The 15,633-nt window shown below is 55.0% G+C and carries 18 protein-coding genes; 7 read left to right on the top strand and 11 right to left on the bottom strand.

Annotated features, from left to right (window positions below; genetic code table 11):
- Positions 1 to 9: 9 nt before the first annotated feature.
- From M8013_RS14955 to M8013_RS14935, 5 genes are all read right to left on the bottom strand, one after another.
- Positions 10 to 726 (bottom strand): ABC transporter ATP-binding protein, encoded by a 717-nt coding sequence (locus tag M8013_RS14955; RefSeq protein ID WP_271268591.1) that lies wholly within the window; start codon positions 724 to 726, stop codon positions 10 to 12.
- The gene (locus M8013_RS14950; RefSeq protein ID WP_271268590.1) at positions 723 to 1,598 is read right to left on the bottom strand and encodes an ABC transporter ATP-binding protein; all 876 of its coding nucleotides are present in this window, start codon (positions 1,596 to 1,598) and stop codon (positions 723 to 725) included. Before M8013_RS14950 ends, M8013_RS14955 begins: the two co-directional genes overlap by 4 nt.
- Entirely contained in the window at positions 1,595 to 2,884 is a 1,290-nt protein-coding gene (gene livM, locus M8013_RS14945; protein ID WP_271268589.1) for a high-affinity branched-chain amino acid ABC transporter permease LivM, read from the bottom strand. Before livM ends, M8013_RS14950 begins: the two co-directional genes overlap by 4 nt.
- Positions 2,885 to 2,895: 11 nt before the next feature.
- Positions 2,896 to 3,810, bottom strand: coding sequence for an ABC transporter permease subunit (locus M8013_RS14940; protein WP_271268588.1), 915 nt, complete (start codon positions 3,808 to 3,810; stop codon positions 2,896 to 2,898).
- A gap of 97 nt (positions 3,811 to 3,907) precedes the next feature.
- Positions 3,908 to 5,029 carry a branched-chain amino acid ABC transporter substrate-binding protein gene (locus M8013_RS14935; RefSeq protein ID WP_271268587.1) on the bottom strand — a complete coding sequence of 374 codons (1,122 nt, stop codon included), beginning with the start codon at positions 5,027 to 5,029 and terminating at the stop codon, positions 3,908 to 3,910.
- Between the two features lie 314 nt (positions 5,030 to 5,343).
- On the opposite strand from M8013_RS14935, the gene M8013_RS14930 reads away from it, so the two are divergent.
- Entirely contained in the window at positions 5,344 to 6,009 is a 666-nt protein-coding gene (locus tag M8013_RS14930) for a YecA/YgfB family protein (protein ID WP_271268586.1), read from the top strand.
- Between the two features lie 34 nt (positions 6,010 to 6,043).
- Here M8013_RS14930 and tyrP read toward each other — a convergent pair whose 3' ends face one another.
- Positions 6,044 to 7,255, bottom strand: coding sequence for a tyrosine transporter TyrP (tyrP, locus tag M8013_RS14925; RefSeq protein ID WP_418939540.1), 1,212 nt, complete (start codon positions 7,253 to 7,255; stop codon positions 6,044 to 6,046).
- A 249-nt stretch (positions 7,256 to 7,504) separates the two neighbouring features.
- Here tyrP and M8013_RS14920 point away from each other — a divergent pair, with 249 nt between their 5' ends.
- Positions 7,505 to 7,846 carry a hypothetical protein gene (locus M8013_RS14920; RefSeq protein ID WP_271268585.1) on the top strand — a complete coding sequence of 114 codons (342 nt, stop codon included), beginning with the start codon at positions 7,505 to 7,507 and terminating at the stop codon, positions 7,844 to 7,846.
- Between the two features lie 67 nt (positions 7,847 to 7,913).
- Positions 7,914 to 8,153, top strand: a complete 240-nt coding sequence (locus M8013_RS14915) for a YecH family metal-binding protein (protein WP_271268584.1) — start codon at positions 7,914 to 7,916, stop codon at positions 8,151 to 8,153.
- 35 nt (positions 8,154 to 8,188) lie between these two features.
- Here the strand turns inward: M8013_RS14915 and ftnA are convergent, their stop codons facing one another.
- Both ftnA and yecR read right to left on the bottom strand, forming a co-directional pair.
- On the bottom strand, positions 8,189 to 8,686 hold the full coding sequence (ftnA, locus tag M8013_RS14910; protein WP_271268583.1) for a non-heme ferritin: 498 nt from the start codon (positions 8,684 to 8,686) through the stop codon (positions 8,189 to 8,191).
- A 207-nt stretch (positions 8,687 to 8,893) separates the two neighbouring features.
- On the bottom strand, positions 8,894 to 9,235 hold the full coding sequence (yecR, locus tag M8013_RS14905; protein WP_271268582.1) for a YecR family lipoprotein: 342 nt from the start codon (positions 9,233 to 9,235) through the stop codon (positions 8,894 to 8,896).
- Positions 9,236 to 9,529: 294 nt separating this feature from the next.
- Between yecR and M8013_RS14900 the strand changes: the two genes are divergently transcribed.
- A complete protein-coding gene (locus tag M8013_RS14900; RefSeq protein ID WP_271268581.1) occupies positions 9,530 to 10,168 on the top strand; it encodes an RpiB/LacA/LacB family sugar-phosphate isomerase in 639 nt (212 codons plus the stop codon).
- A gap of 41 nt (positions 10,169 to 10,209) precedes the next feature.
- Here the strand turns inward: M8013_RS14900 and M8013_RS14895 are convergent, their stop codons facing one another.
- Positions 10,210 to 11,631 (bottom strand): MFS transporter, encoded by a 1,422-nt coding sequence (locus M8013_RS14895; RefSeq protein ID WP_271268580.1) that lies wholly within the window; start codon positions 11,629 to 11,631, stop codon positions 10,210 to 10,212.
- A 213-nt stretch (positions 11,632 to 11,844) separates the two neighbouring features.
- On the opposite strand from M8013_RS14895, the gene azuC reads away from it, so the two are divergent.
- Together azuC and M8013_RS14885 are read left to right on the top strand one after the other, a co-directional pair.
- Positions 11,845 to 11,928 (top strand): stress response protein AzuC, encoded by an 84-nt coding sequence (gene azuC / locus M8013_RS14890; RefSeq protein WP_098946254.1) that lies wholly within the window; start codon positions 11,845 to 11,847, stop codon positions 11,926 to 11,928.
- Positions 11,929 to 12,024: 96 nt separating this feature from the next.
- Complete coding sequence (locus tag M8013_RS14885; RefSeq protein WP_271268579.1) at positions 12,025 to 12,276, top strand: DUF2766 family protein; 252 nt, start codon at positions 12,025 to 12,027, stop codon at positions 12,274 to 12,276.
- Between the two features lie 77 nt (positions 12,277 to 12,353).
- Here M8013_RS14885 and M8013_RS14880 read toward each other — a convergent pair whose 3' ends face one another.
- Both M8013_RS14880 and M8013_RS14875 read right to left on the bottom strand, forming a co-directional pair.
- Entirely contained in the window at positions 12,354 to 13,697 is a 1,344-nt protein-coding gene (locus tag M8013_RS14880; protein WP_271268578.1) for an anaerobic C4-dicarboxylate transporter, read from the bottom strand.
- A gap of 168 nt (positions 13,698 to 13,865) precedes the next feature.
- Positions 13,866 to 14,369, bottom strand: coding sequence for a non-heme ferritin-like protein (locus tag M8013_RS14875; RefSeq protein WP_271268577.1), 504 nt, complete (start codon positions 14,367 to 14,369; stop codon positions 13,866 to 13,868).
- Between the two features lie 541 nt (positions 14,370 to 14,910).
- On the opposite strand from M8013_RS14875, the gene M8013_RS14870 reads away from it, so the two are divergent.
- The gene (locus M8013_RS14870) at positions 14,911 to 15,468 is read left to right on the top strand and encodes a DJ-1/PfpI family protein (protein ID WP_271268576.1); all 558 of its coding nucleotides are present in this window, start codon (positions 14,911 to 14,913) and stop codon (positions 15,466 to 15,468) included.
- Positions 15,469 to 15,633: the final 165 nt, after the last annotated feature.

The following is a 15,633-nucleotide window of genomic DNA, read 5'->3' as shown; positions in this document are numbered from 1 at the left end:
AGTCGGGGTTTACACGCCGCCGAGATAGGCTTTGCGCACGTCCTGATTGCCCAGCAGCTCCTCGCCGCTGCCGCTCAGGCGGATTTGGCCATTGACCATCACGTAACCGCGATCCGAAAGCTTCAGCGCGTGGTGCGCATTCTGTTCGACAAGGAAAATCGTCATCCCGTTGCGGGCCAGCTCGCGCAGCGTCTGGAAAATCTGCTTCACCACAATCGGCGCTAACCCCAGGCTTGGCTCATCCAGCAATAACAATTTAGGCCGGCTCATTAACGCCCGGGCGATCGCCAGCATCTGCTGCTCGCCGCCGGACATGGTCATGGCCCGCTGTTTGCGCCGCTCTTTTAAGCGCGGGAACAGATCGAACATGCTTTGTAGATCCTGCGCCGCATAGGTGTTGCCGATGGGGATAGTGCCCATCAGCAGATTCTCTTCGACGGTCATATCCGGGAAAATGCGTCGGCCTTCCGGGGCCTGAGCAATCCCGCCCGAGGCCACGTAGTGCGTGGATTTATGGCTGATGTCCTCGCCGCAAAACAGGATCTCCCCGCTGCGCGCCCGCGGCTGGCCGAATATCGACATCAGCAGGGTCGATTTTCCCGCGCCGTTGGCACCGATCAGCGCCACCGTCTCTCCCGGGTTGACCTGCAGGGAAACCTGTTTGAGCGCCTGGATCACCCCGTAAAACACATCCACCTGCCGGAATTCCAGCATCGGCTCACTCATAGGCTGACCTCGCTCTCATCGGTGCCGAGGTACGCGGCAATCACTTTGTCGTCGTGCTGGATCTGCTCCGGTTTGCCCTCGGCAATCACGTCTCCGTGGTCGAGAACAATAATGTGATCCGATATCTCCATCACCATCCCCATGTCATGTTCAATCAGCAGCACCGTGATGTCGTGATGATCGCGCAGAAAACGGATAATTTTACTCAACGTGCGCGTTTCCACCGGGTTCAGCCCGGCGGCCGGTTCATCCAGGCAGATCATCTCGGGTCGGGTACACATGGCGCGGGCGATCTCCAGTCGCCGCTGCTGGCCGTAAGACATCTCCCCCGCCAGCCGGTTGGCGCAGTCCACCAAATCCACCACCTCCAGCCAGTAAAAGGCCCGGTCGAGGGCGTCGCTTTCTGCCCGTCGATAGGCGGGGGTGTTCAGCACCCCGGCCAGCAGATTGCGGTTAACCTGCATGTGCTGGGCCACCAGCAGGTTTTCCACTACCGACATTTCACGGAACAGGCGGATGTTCTGGAAGGTGCGCGCCAGCCCGGCCCGGTTCACCAGATGGGTGCCGCCGAACATTTTGTAGAACAGGCGCTGCCCCAGCTGCGCCGGGTTGACCCAGTCGCCGGGCTGGAATTTCTGCCCGAGGATCTGAATCACGTTGGTGGTTTTGCTGCGGGTATTGAACAGAATGTTGCCCCCGGAGGCTTTATAAAACCCGGTCAGGCAGTTAAACACCGTGGTTTTACCCGCGCCGTTCGGGCCGATAAGCGCGGTGATAGACCCGCGCCGCACCGCCAGATTCACGTCGTTCAGCGCCTTGATGCCGCCAAAGTGCATCATCAGATGCTCCACGCTCAGGATCATATCGCTCATGGTGCCACTCCCTTACGCACCGCAAAGCCGCTGCGGTTGATGCGGATCAGGCCGCGCGGCCGCCATATCATCATCACCACCATCAGCACGCCAAATAGCAGCACGCGGTACTCTGCAAAGGTACGCAGCAGTTCCGGGGTGACGGTGAGCACAAAGGCTGCCAGTACCACCCCGAGGGTGGAGCCCATCCCACCGAGCACCACAATGGCGAGGATCAGGGCTGATTCAAAGAAGGTGAACGAGGTCGGGTTGACGAACCCCTGATAGGTGGCGAAGAACACCCCGGCAATGCCTGCGGTGGAGGCCCCCAGCGTAAAGGCCGACAGTTTGACCAGCACGTGGTTAAGCCCCATTGAGCGGCAGGCGATTTCGTCTTCGCGCAGTGCTTCCCAGGCCCGGCCAATCGGCATCCGGGTCAGGCGGTGCTTGATGTACAGCACCAGCAGCACCACCACCAGCAGAATGGCGTAGATAAAGATGAACTTCAGGTTGGGGTTGAACGTGGTATTGAAAAACTCATGGAACGGCACGCCGCCGTCCTTGGCCCGTCGGCCAAACTCAAGGCCGAACAGGGTCGGGGGCGGGGCAGAAATGCCGTTCGGACCGCCGGTGAAGGTCAGCCAGTTGTTCAGCACCAGGCGGATAATCTCCCCGAATCCGAGAGTCACGATCGCCAGATAATCCCCGTGCATACGCAGCACCGGGAAGCCGAGCAGGGCTCCCGCGGCGGCGGCCATTAGCGCCGCCAGCGGCAGCATGCTCCAGAACCCGAGCCCCAGATACTGATAGCCGAGCGCCAGACCGTAAGCGCCAATTGCATAGAAAGCGACATAGCCGAGGTCCAGCAACCCCGCGAGTCCGACCACGATATTCAGCCCGAGGCCTAGCAGGACGTAAATCAGCCCGAGGATCGCCACCGTCAGTACGTATTTGGTGGCGACAAACGGAAAGCAGATCGCCAGGGCGACAATCAGCGGAATAATCCAACGCATCCGGCTTTTGTATTCCGGCGGGCGCACGTATACCCCCGAATTATCATTATCAAAGCGCGAGGCCACCCGTCTGCCTGGCGCGGTCATCAGAAAGGCGCTGAGGATAAAGCGTCCGATCATCACCGTGGCAATGATCCACACCAGCCGCTGGCCTTCAAAGTTAAAGCTGTAGCCGTCCAGCACTACGCCCACGACCGGGCCAAAAATGATTAACGCGACCATGCCCGCAAAAATGGCATCAAGGACGCAGCGTTTAAGCGAAAAACTGTCGTGAGAAACGGTCTGCGAAGTCATTGTTTATTCCCTCACACCTTGGCCACGACAGGGCGGCCAAGCAGTCCCTGAGGACGGAAAATAAGGATCACCACCAGCAATCCAAAGGAGAACACGTCTTTATAATCGGAGTTCACCATCCCTGAGAACTGCGCTTCGGCAATCCCGAGGATTAAGCCCCCCAGCATCGCGCCGGGCAGCGAGCCGATCCCACCGAGGACGGCGGCGGTAAAAGCTTTAATGCCGATAATAAAACCGGCATAAAAATCAAAGGTGCCGTAGTTCATGGTGATCAGCACCCCGGCCAGCCCGGCCATCGCGGCGCCAATCACGAACACCAGCGAAATAATCCGGTCGGTATTGATGCCCAGAATCGACGCCATCTTGCGATCCTGCTGCACGGCGCGGCACATCCGTCCTAAACGGGTGTGGCTGATTATCCAGGTTAACAGCAACATCCCGGCAAACGAGGCGATCAGAATGAACACTTTGGTGTAGGTGATCTGGACAAAACCCTCGCCAATATGAAAACGCAGCACGCCGTCGAGCAGGGTCGGAACCCCTTGCTGGCGCGGGCCCTGGCTAATCTGGGCGTAGTTTTGCAGGATCAACGACATGCCAATCGCGGAGATCAGCGGTGCCAGGCGCGTGGAGTTGCGCAGCGGTTTGTAGGCGATGCGTTCGATGGTCCAGCCGTAAACCCCGGTCACCACGATGGTGAACACCAGTGTGCCGAGGATCAGCAGCGGAAACGACTCCAGCCCGAAGAACGACAGCAGCGCCAGGCCGATGGCGCAGAGATAGGCGGAAATCATATACACTTCGCCGTGCGCGAAGTTAATCATGCCAATAATGCCGTATACCATGGTGTAGCCGATGGCAATCAACCCGTACACGGACCCCAGCGTTAAGCCATTTATCAACTGCTGCAGAAAGAATGTTTCCATCGTCGCGCGCTCGTGTAATAGGCCGCCTTGCGAACGGCCTGAGGATTATCGTGCGTCGGCATGCGCACATGCCGACGTTGAGCGTGACTCCGTCCCGTTACTGCACTTCCTTATATTTTCCCTGGTCGTCCCACTCATACACCACGTAGTCGGAGACTTTCAGGTCGCCTTTGCTGTCCCAGGATTTTTTGCCCATTACCGTCTCCACCGGGTTGGCTTTCAGCCAGGCGCTGGCCTTGGCCGGATCGGATCCGCCGGTGGCTTTGAACGCCGCAGCAATGGCCTGCACAGAGGCGTAGGAGTAGAGGGTATAGCCTTCCGGCTCAAATTTACTGGCGCGGAATTTATCGATAACGGCTTTACCTTCCGGGATCAGGCGCGGATCTTTACCGAAGGTCATGTAGATACCGTTGGTGTATTTCGCGCCCCCGGCGGCGGTGACCATCTCTTCGTTAACGATGCAGTCGCCGGAGAAGAATTTGGCCTGCACCCCTTGCTCACGCATCTGGCGTACCAGCGGCCCGGCTTCAGGGTGGCAGCCGCCGAAGAACACCACGTCCGGCTTCTGGGCACCAATTTTGGTCACCAGCGCGTTAAAGTCTTTTTCACCGCGCGACAGGCCTTCGTACATCACATCCTTGACGCCGCGTTTGGCCAGCGCCGCCCGGGTGGCATCCGCCAGCCCCTGGCCGTAGGTGTCCTTGTCGTGAATGATAACCACCCGTTTGGCTTTCAGCTTATCGATAATAAAGTCACTGGCGACCTTGCCCTGTTGGTCATCGCGCCCGCACATGCGGAACATATCGCTCATGCCGCGTTCGGTGATCAGCGGGTTAGTTGAGCCCGGGGTGATCGCCAGTACGCCTGCGTCGTTATAGACCTCCGAGGCGGGCATCGTTGAAGACGAACAGAAATGGCCGACCACGGCTTTGACTTTATCCTGGTCTACCAGCCGGTTGGCGACCGACACCGCCTGTTTGGGTTCACAGGCATCATCCCCCTGCACCAGCTTGATTTTTTCGCCGTTGATCCCCCCGGCGGCGTTGATGTCTTCTGCGGCCTGCGTCGCACCGTGCCAGTATTGATCCCCGTAGGTGGCGTTGGGTCCGGTAAACGGCCCGGCAACGCCAATGACGATATCAGCCTGGGCGGAAAATGCCGTCACCAGGCAACCTGCCAACATAAGAGAAAGCGGACTTCTGATAAATTTCAGCGACATGTGTACGTACCTTTCAGGAGGTTTATATAACGGCGTTCTAAGCCTGCAACATTAAGCAAAAGGGTTGCCAGAATTGACTGCGCGCCGCTGGGTTTCGACAATTTTCAGTATAGAGCGCCGTTTTACGGCCCCTGGCGCGGTGAAGTGAAATTACAGCGGGGATCACATCTCATTAACAACAAGGCACATAAGTGGTGCGAGGGTCACGATTCGGACGCTGTTGCACCATCACTGACCGTTGGGTGCAACAGCGCGTGTTCAGGGGCGTTCTGTGCTACCCTGCAGCCAAATTTCTATTCTGCTGGAGAATGACCATGAGCGAAGGTCCGTTAAATGAAAGTGAGCTGGAGTGGCTGGAAGAGACGCTGATGACGTACGGCCATGACGAGTCTGTGATGGACGTGTCAGAGCTCGACGGCATGCTGACGGCGATCCTCTCGGGCCCGGTGGTGGTTGAGCCCGATCGCTGGCTGGTGGCGGTCTGGGGCGGCGAGAAACACATTCCGCGCTGGAAGAACGATCGCGAGATGAACCGTTTCCTCAACCTGTGCTTTAAGCATATGAACGATATCGCCGAGCGCCTGAGCGACTACCCGGATCAGTTTGAGCCGGTGTTTGGCGAGAATGACATCGACGGCAAGAGCTATACCGTGGTGGAAGAGTGGTGCTTCGGCTATATGCGCGGCGCGGCGTTGACCGACTGGTCATTCCTGCCGGAGTCGCTGCGTGGCGATCTGGACCTTATCGCCCTGCACGGTTCTGAAGAGAACTTTGAGCGTCTGGATACCTTAAGTGAAGAGGAGTTCGAGGCGAACATCGAGAATATTCGCCCGGCGGCGTTGCGTCTGTATAACTACTGGAGCGCCAATCCTCAGCAGCCAACCACGCTGCAGCCGGTGATCAACGGTACCAAAGTCGGCCGCAACGATCCTTGTCCGTGCGGCAGCGGCAAAAAGTTCAAGAACTGCTGCTTGCATTAATAGAAGAAGGGCTCATCGAAATGAGCCCTTTTTTTTATCCCACTGCCGGCAATATCCCCGCCGCAATGCCAAACTGCACCAGAATAATCATCACCCCGCAGGCAAACACCAGGCACAGGGCCGGTTTCCCACCCGGTACGCGGTACTCGCCGTTCGGATGCTGCTTACGGCTTTGCCACACCAGCAGCGACGGTATCAGCAGGGCCAGCACCGCCAGCGCAACGCCAGCATAGCCCAGTGCCATCACAAACCCGCGCGGATAGAACAGGGCAAACGCCAGCGGCGGCAGGAAGGTGATCGCCCCGGTCTGCAGACGCCCAGCGACAGTCCGACGGCGCTGGAACAGGTCAGCAAGATAATCAAACAGCCCCAGCGCCACCCCGAGGAACGAGGTTGCCAGCGCCAGATCGGCAAACAGATGCACCGCCAGCTCCACGTGCGGTGATGCCACCACTTCACGCAGCGCCTGCAGTAATCCATTGAGCCCGGAATGGCTGGCCAGCATCCCCATAAAGGTGGATGAATCGATGCTGCCGAGCGTGACTAACTGCCAGAAAATATACGCTACCAGCGGAATGGCGCTGCCGGTAATAAAGATCCAGCGCAGCTTGCGCACGTTGCCGTTCATATAGCTGACAATGCTCGGCACGCTGCCGTGGAAGCCAAACGAGGTGAAAATCACCGGGATCGCCGACAGCGCCAGCCCTTTTTCCAGCGGCAGCGTCAGCAGGTTGACCTTATGGATATGCGGTGCCAGCAGCGCCAGCATCACCACCAGGAACACGATTTTCGCCGAGAACAGGAAGCGGTTGAACAGATCGACCAGCGACGTTCCCACGCAAACCACGCCGCCGCCAATCAGCGTAAAGAAGATCACCCCGGTTGATGGGGAGATATCGGCATTGAACCAGTCGTTGATGCTGGAAGCGATCAGCTCCCCTGCGCCGCTCATATACGCTGCAGTCAGGGCGTACATCAGGAACATCATGCTAAAGCCGGTTACCCACTGACCAAAACGGCCCAGATAGCGACCGGCCAGCGACCCCAACCCGGTATCGGCGGGAACGTGCTGATACACCTCGAGCAGCAGCAGGGCGGTGTAACACATTAGCGCCCATAACGTACCCAATAACACCAGCGTAACGCCAAACCCGACGCCTGCCGCCGCCAGCGGCATCGCCAGCATCCCTGCACCAATCGTCGTTCCGGCGACGATAAAAATACTACCGAGAGTTCTGTTTTTCACGCTTTCCTCTAAAACCACACGTCATCGCGACCAAATCTGCCGCGCAGCGTAAGGGAAAAGCGCAGATTCGTCAAACCGGCGTTACAAAGGGTGTAACTGAAAGTTTACATGATTTGGGTTAAGTCCTGAGCTGGGCGTATGCCCGGCAAATTGTGGGTAGGTGCCTGGTTCATAAGGAGAATGTTTTCGGCTGATAATCAGGCGTAACGTAAACAATTCTAATAAATAATCAAAAAAAGTGAGGCATCGATGCCCCAGAGTAATCCCTTCAGCGCAAAATGGAGTCGGTCAGGCAATTTATTGTGTCATGGGCACTGGATCCTGCACTGGCAGGGACAACCGCTGACACTGCCCGAATCCCGGCAGGAGAAGGATATGGGGACCTGGGCCATCTACTCGATTATCGATCCCGAAGATGACACCTTCGCTCAGGGGTTGCCGGAGGATGAGTGGATTATTGAGAACGTAGAATGGCTAACCGATCTCTTTTATGATCACGGCATCCCGCTCGAAACAGACAACTATCGCCAGTTTTACCACGCGGTCAACCGCGACGACTGGCGCTGCACCAGCTGTGCGGGCTGCATGTAAACCTGAGCCAGCGCAAGGCGGACAGGAAGGGAAGGGTTTACGCTGCGCCTTTCTTTATGGAGGGGTTATGGCATCTGTTCATGGGCACGACGTGCTAACAATGATGATTGATTCTGGCGAGCAGTATACGGAACAGCGGTTAGTGGCGGCGATTATCGCCCGCTTCGGGGAGGAGGCGCGGTTTCACACCTGTTCGGCGTCGGAGCTGACGGCAGCCGAGCTGGTGGCGTTTCTGGCGGCACGCGGTAAGTTTATTCCGCTGGAAGCGGGATTTTCAACGCACGAAAGTAAAATCTGCCGCCATTAATAATAAGACGGCGCCCTTTCGGCGCCGTGCATTGATTATTTCTGAGCGTCGAGTGTCGACAGCTCTTTATCAATAAAGTACAGACCTTCACCCGATTTACCCGCCAGCGACAGTTTATCGAGAACGGATTTAAACAGCTTCTCTTCTTCGTGCTGCTCAGCCACATACCACTGCAGGAAATTAAAGGTTGGATAATCCTGGTTGGTCATCGCGGCATGGGTCAGGGCATTAATCTGCTGGGTGATCAGCTGCTCATGCTCGTAGGTGGCGCGGAACAATTCGTCGAGGGAGGCATATTCTGCAACCGGAGACGCCACTGGGTTAATGCGCGGCAGGCTACCGGTATCGGTAAGATAATCAAAGAGACGCTGCATGTGGGTCATCTCTTCCTGCGCGTGACGACGCAAGAATGCCGCCGCACCTTCAAAGCTGTGATAGCTACACCAGGCACTCATCTGCTGATACAGCAGGGAGGAGAACAGTTCCAGATTCATTTGCTCATTGAGCTTTTCGATCATTTCGGGTTTAAGCATGGTGTAGCTCCGTTTTATTATTAACAGGTCAACGTGAGCGCCACTATAATTTGTTATTTAATTATTTGCAAAAGGTAAAATAATTATTTAAATGATGATAACAGGAATGGGAATAACACGCATTGCGCTGAATTAAATATTATTAATGAGAATTATTCTGTTTCGTGTTTCAGGTTATTATTGCCAGCAGGCTCGCTGGCAATATACTTAATAATATGCTGATGTCGTCACGGCTGGGCGCGGCGCATAGCCATGACACTGATACTGGACGGTGAGGGTAGAATTCAGACACAGCGAGCCGCTGATGACGCTGCAGGTTTCCACCGGCTGGCCGTAAGCTGTGGCGGCGCTGTAGCCTATTGCCTGACATTCGCGGGTCGCGGTGGCATTTGTGATATAGGCGTCATCGTGTGAAGTCTGAAAGATGGGCTGACCATAATCGAGCCGGACGATACCCGACGTTACATCGACGCTGCTGACTTCTGCCTTGCGGGTAATCCCGCAACCCGCCAGCAGCAGGACCAGTCCAACCGTGCATAATCTCTTCATAGAACGCTCTGGATAGAGTTGAAATAACCTATACTACTGCCACGCGCGCGTCGCAATGCCAGGATTAACCACGTTTTTTATCCCTACACGTCGCGACGAGCGACGGACTCCTTCAATGATATGTCATCCGTTCAGGTATTGGCGTCAAATCCCCTCTGATTGCAAAATTGTGAGCGCATCTTTGTTTTTTGAAACTATTTTTCACTTAATTTGAAAGTGCGTTTGCTTAGTAGTAAGGTTGGTCTGGTTAGCACTTCACAGCGGGACGTCCGCATCGTATTCAGGAGACGAAGAATGAAAATTGCACTGATGATGGAAAACAGTCAGGCGAACAAAAACGCCACCATCCTCAATGAGTTAAAAGCTGTTGCCGATGACAAAGGCTTCCCGGTTTATAACGTAGGGATGAGCGATGAAAACGATCATCACCTGACCTACATCCACCTGGGGATCATGGCGAGCATTCTGCTGAATTCAAAAGCGGTCGATTTCGTGGTCACTGGCTGCGGCACCGGTCAGGGCGCACTGATGTCCCTGAACATCCATCCGGGTGTGGTGTGCGGCTACTGCATCGATCCTGCTGATGCGTTCCTGTTTGCCCAGATTAACAACGGTAACGCGCTTTCACTGCCATTTGCCAAAGGCTTCGGCTGGGGTGCAGAGCTGAACGTGCGCTTTATCTTTGAAAAAGCCTTCACCGGCCGTAAAGGCGAAGGCTATCCGCCAGAGCGTAAAGAGCCACAGGTTCGTAACGCCGGCATCCTGAACCAGGTTAAAGCGGCGGTGGTGAAAGAGAACTATCTCGATACCCTGCGCGCTATTGACCCGGAACTGATCAAAACCGCGGTTTCCGGTCAACGTTTCCAGCAGTGCTTCTATGAGAACTGCCAGGATAAAGAGATCGAAGCTTTTGTCCGCGGCATTACTGGCTAAGTAGCCAACACCCGGTTAAAGCCAGCATTTGCTGGCTTTTTTTATGCCTGCTTTTTCGACACCGCACTGCCGGCGTTTTTGACCAGCCGCAGGGTATCAAACATTCCCAGCAGACAGACCAGCGCGATGGCCACAAACGCCAGCCGGAAGCTGATCCCCGGCAGCGCAGCCATCCCCAGCATCTCGCTGAACACTTCTCCAATGCGGATCCCGATAGCACCGAGCGTGATCCCGAGTCCCACCGCCAGCTGCGTGGCCGTTGAGAACAGGGTATTCGCATAGCTCATCTGCGGGGAAGGCACGTCGGAGAAGGCGAGGGTGCTGATGGCGGTAAACTGAATTGAGCGGAACACCCCGCCGAGATACAGCACCAGCATAATCACCCATACCGGCGTGCTCGGCGTCAGGAACGCACAGGCCAACAGGGCCAGCACGTTCAGCGCGCCGTTAATCAGCAGCAATTTTTTAAAGCCGAGGGTGCGGATCAGCGGCGTGGTGGCGGGCTTAATGGTCAGGTTGCCGACAAATACCGCCAGCACCAGCAGCCCGGAATGAAACGCGTCCATCCCGAATCCCACCTGAAACATAAGCGGCAGCAGGAAAGGCACGGCGCTGATCGAGGCCCGAAACAGCGAGCCGCCGTACATGGTCACCCGAAACGTCGGTACCTGCAGGGCATCGAGGCGGATCATCGGCCACGGCGCGCGGCGGAAATGGCGCAGTGCATAGGTCAGCGTCACGCCCCCGAGTGCCAGCAGCGCCACGGTCAGGCCGGTATTAACCTGCTGCGCGCCCATCGATTCCATGGCGTAAACCAGGCTGACCATCGCCACCGAGGTAGCAATAAAGCCCGGTATATCAAAGGGACGGCGCGTCTCTTCATAGATGTCGGGAATAATACGCAGCGCCAGCACAATGGCAATCAGCCCCAGCGGCACGTTAATAAAGAAGATCCAGCGCCAGTCGGCGTAGCTGGTAATAAACCCGCCCAGCGGCGGGCCGATTATTGGTGCCACCAGCGCAGGCCAGGTCAGGGTGGCGATGGCGGTGATTAACTGATGTTTTGGCGTGGTGCGTAATACCGCCAGCCGACCGACCGGCACCATCAGCGCGCCTCCCATGCCCTGCAGCACACGCATGGCGACAAACTGATCGACGGTGTTTGCCAGGCCGCACAGCACCGAGGCGAGGGTAAAGATCGCCAGCGCGAGGGTGAAGACTTTGCGTGCGCCAAAGCGATCGGCGATCCAGCCGCTGGCGGGGATCAGCACCGCCAGGGTGATCAGATACGCACTGATGCCGATATTCAGATCGACGGCCTGCACGCCAAAGCTTCTCGCCATATCGGGCAGTGCCGTGGCGATCACGGTGCCGTCGAGAAACTCCATAAAGAACGCACCTGCCACCAGCAACGCGGCGGGGGACATCCCGCTGGACGCTTTTTGGGAGATATTGTCTGCCATTTTCCTCTGCCACCTAAAAAATATTTGAAATTTTTACTGGAACACGGTGTTATTCAATTATCTGATTTATAATATTTTTTAATCGGAACGTGGTTTTATTATAAATAAACCTGCGTGATGAATGTCACAAAATGATTGAAATTTGTGATGAAGGTCATATTATGTGCGTATCAAAAGAAAACACCTGCATAACACATAATCTGGAGTACACCGATGAAATTGCGCAAAATCCTGAAAAGCATGTTTGAAAGCTACTGCAAAACCTTTAAGGACGTACCGCCTGGCGCGATGTTCTGATAAAAAAACCTGCTTCGGCAGGTTTTTTTATGCCTGTAAACGGCATCGGTGCGAGCGTTTTGCTACTATGGCGGCCTTTCAATACAGGAGAAGCTTATGTCTCAAAACCTGAGTGCCGATCAGGAACTGGTCTCTGACGTCGTTGCCTGCCAGTTGGTTATCAAACAGATCCTTGATGTGATCGAAATTATTGCGCCAGCCGAAGTGCGTGAGAAGATGTCCAGCCAGTTGAAAAGCATCGATTTCGCCAGCAATCCTGCCTCGGCTGACCCGGTCACGCTGCGCGCGGTGCAAAAAGCCATTGCGCTGATCGAGCTTAAGTTCACCCCACAGGGCGAATCTCACTAAAATAAACCGATGTTTCGAGTTTAGAAATGGGTTTGTGAAAAAAATGTGAACGGGCGGCCGACGGCCGCCCGGATTAACTACATAAAGGTTTGCACCAGCAGATAGCTCATGGCGCAGGCGCAGCTGACGCCGATCAGCCCCGGTATAATAAAGCTGTGGTTGATGATGAATTTGCCGATGCGCGTGGTGCCCGAACGGTCAAAGCCAATGCAGGCCAGATCGCTGGGGTAGGTCGGCAGGACAAAGTAGCCATACGACGCCGGGAAAAAGGCAATCAGCATTTTCGGATCGATCCCCAGCATCAGCCCCATCGGTGCCACTGCCGTCAGCGCGGCGGCCTGGCTGTTCACCAGCTTCGACACCAGAAACAGCACAATCGCATAGGTCCAGGGATGGCTTTTCACCACGCCTTCAAGGGCCATCTTCAGCTCGTCCAGATGGGCCTGGAAAAAGGTGTCGCTCATCCACGCCACGCCAAAGACCGAGAAAATCGCCACCATCCCGGCCTTAAACACCGCTCCGTTTGAAATCGCCGCCGCATTGACTTTGCAGACCATCAGCATCACGGCTCCGGCAATCAGCATCATCATCTGGATCACCAGATTCATCGACAGCGCCGTCATTTTGCCTTTCACCTCGAACGCCGGACGCAGGTCGGGCAGGGCACCTAACAGAACCACAACCGCAATACCGGCGAAGAAGATCCACGTTGACCAGTAGGCCTGTTTCGGGAAGCGCTGATCCATCAAGGTCTCGGTGCTGCCGTAGATGAATTTACGCTGCTCGGGATCCTGAAGCCGGGCCTGAAATTCCTCATCATCGGCCAGGTCTTTACCGCGACGTAAGCTCCAGAGTGCGGCAATGGCTACCCCGGTCAGCGAAGCGGGAACCGAGACTGCCAGGATCTCCAGAATGCCAAACGCGTGGCCAATTCCGTGCCGGGCGGCGAGGATCGACACCAGCGACACCACGGCCACCGACACCGGCGAGGCGGTGATCGCCATCTGCGAAGCGATAGATGCCACCGCCATCGGGCGCTCCGGGCGGATCCCTTTTTTCAGGGCGATGTCGGCAATGATTGGGAACATGGTATAGACCACGTGTCCGGTGCCGCACAGGAAGGTCAGCGTCCAGGTGGTGAAGGGGGCGAGCAGGGTGATATGTTGCGGATGCCGTCTCAGCAGGCGCTCGGCAAACTGCATCATCACGTTCAGACCGCCGGCGGTTTGCAGGGTGGCGGCGCAGCCTATCACCGCGAGGATGGTCAGCATCACATCGACAGGCGGCTTGCCGGGCTGGAGGCCAAAAACAAAGGTCAGAATAAACAGGCCAATACCGCTTATCAGGCCCAGCCCCATGCCGCCGAACCGGGTTCCGATTAGTAAGCAGAGGATAATGACAATAAATTCAACAGTGATCATGAGACTCCCTTGTCAACGATAGCGAAAATTCGTCAAATCATTACACGTTGTAAGGGTATGTGGTGGGAGCCAGATCGGATTTGTTAAAAGTTAATAAAAGCAAAGGGTTGGTAACTTTATTGCAACAAGTTACCCGGCGCAGGCCGGGTATTTGCTCAGAAGGCAGGATTAATGATGCTGACAGTTGACGACGTTAAGTAGGTGACGATCGGTCTGTTCAGGACATATGCCAGCCTGACGAGCCTGACGGACTTCATCAAGGACCGTTTTCAATAATATTCCGTCCTGCTGCTGTTCTTTTTCAATATCATGCAGGAAGTTGAGCGTGGAAATATCTTTCGCTTCTCGTGCTTCATCGGTTAATTGATTGAGCGTCAGGCAACGTTGCTCATACTCTTCCAGCGTGCGCTGGAAAACGGCTTCCAGGCAACTACAGTCTTCATCAAATATGTCCAGGGGCTTCAGAACCGGCATGGCGCCTGACTTTTTCAGATAATCGAAAACGCGCATCATCTGCGTGACGTTGCTCTGTGCCTGAATGCGCAAAAATGTCGCGGAGCCATTGAGTTGATGTTCAGAACACCATTCACTGAGGTGCAAAGAGAGATTTGAAGCGTGAAACTCAAGGTTCATCTGCGTATTGAGTTTGTTAATCATATCCGAGACAGCCATATCCATTCCCTTTCTTCGTTTATGTAACCTAAAAAAATCATCATTAACGATAGTTCACGACAGAATAATTGCATTCTGTTTTCCCTGTTTGTGATCCCTTATTCATTTCAGGAATCTCTTAAAATCATAATAACAGCGGATGGATTATAAGAAAATGCTTATAAATATATTCTTACGAAACCTTACTTTCCAGCAGGAATTAAAAATAGAGTAGGATTTAGAGAGATTAAATCGGAGTTGTAAATTCGTAAGGTTCTGTATTTTAAGGGTTCGTACGAATTTAATACAGTTGAATTGATTACAGACTGTAATGTTTTACTGGGTAACATATAAAATATGCCCTTAGCAAGTTAATTCATCAATATATTCACCAGCCGGGATAGAGATAATTCCTGCAATTAATAGATTTTTACAGCAGATGAAAATTGCGCAGGATCATTTTTGTGGGAAATAGTGCGAGATGTGATCCAACAGAAAGTTTACCGTCCCGCCCTCTGTAAAATGAAACATTGTTTTATGTTTATAGCTAACGGAGTTCATCATGGCAAAAGTGGCGGTGCTGCTGGCACCCGGGTTTGAAGAGGCGGAAGCGATCATCACCATTGATATCCTGCGTCGTTTGAATATTGAAGTCGAGACACTGGCCTGCGCCGAGTCGCGCGCGGTAGTGAGTTACCACAACATCCCGATGGTTGCCGACAGCACCCTGACCGAGAAAATCGACACTTACTACGATGCTGTCGTTCTGCCGGGCGGCCCACAGGGCAGCGTGAACCTGGCGGCCAGTGCCGAGGTGCTGCGCTTTGTCGCGGCACACGACGAAGCGGGCAGGTATATCTGCCCCATCTGCTCGGCGGCAGCGCGCGTGCTGGGCGGTAATGGCTTGTTGAAAGGTCGTCGTTACGTGTGTTCCGGCGATCTCTGGCAGGACGTGCAGGACGGTGTCTACGTTGATGCGCCAGTGGTGGAGGACGGCAATCTGATCAGCGGTAAAGGCCTGGGCCATGCGTTTGATTTTGCCCTGACCATTTCTGCCCGCCTGCTGGGTGATGAAGCCCCAGTGCGTGACCACGCCGATCACATCTACTACCCCTGGTAAGTCGTAGTCCGGGCGTGAAGGCGCCCGGATGACAAGGATGACTTAGCTGGTCTTATGGACTAATCTGCTTTATTCATTTCTATTTGTCTGACAAATAACCGCTTTTTTATGTCATTTATCGCTGAATGTATGTACGCAATTACTGTAATTCTGCGGTGTGATGGC

Origin of the sequence: Silvania confinis (assembly GCF_025564085.1) — a bacterium.
Classification (GTDB): Bacteria; Pseudomonadota; Gammaproteobacteria; order Enterobacterales; family Enterobacteriaceae; genus Enterobacter; species Enterobacter confinis.
This window is presented reverse-complemented; position numbering and strand designations above follow the sequence as displayed.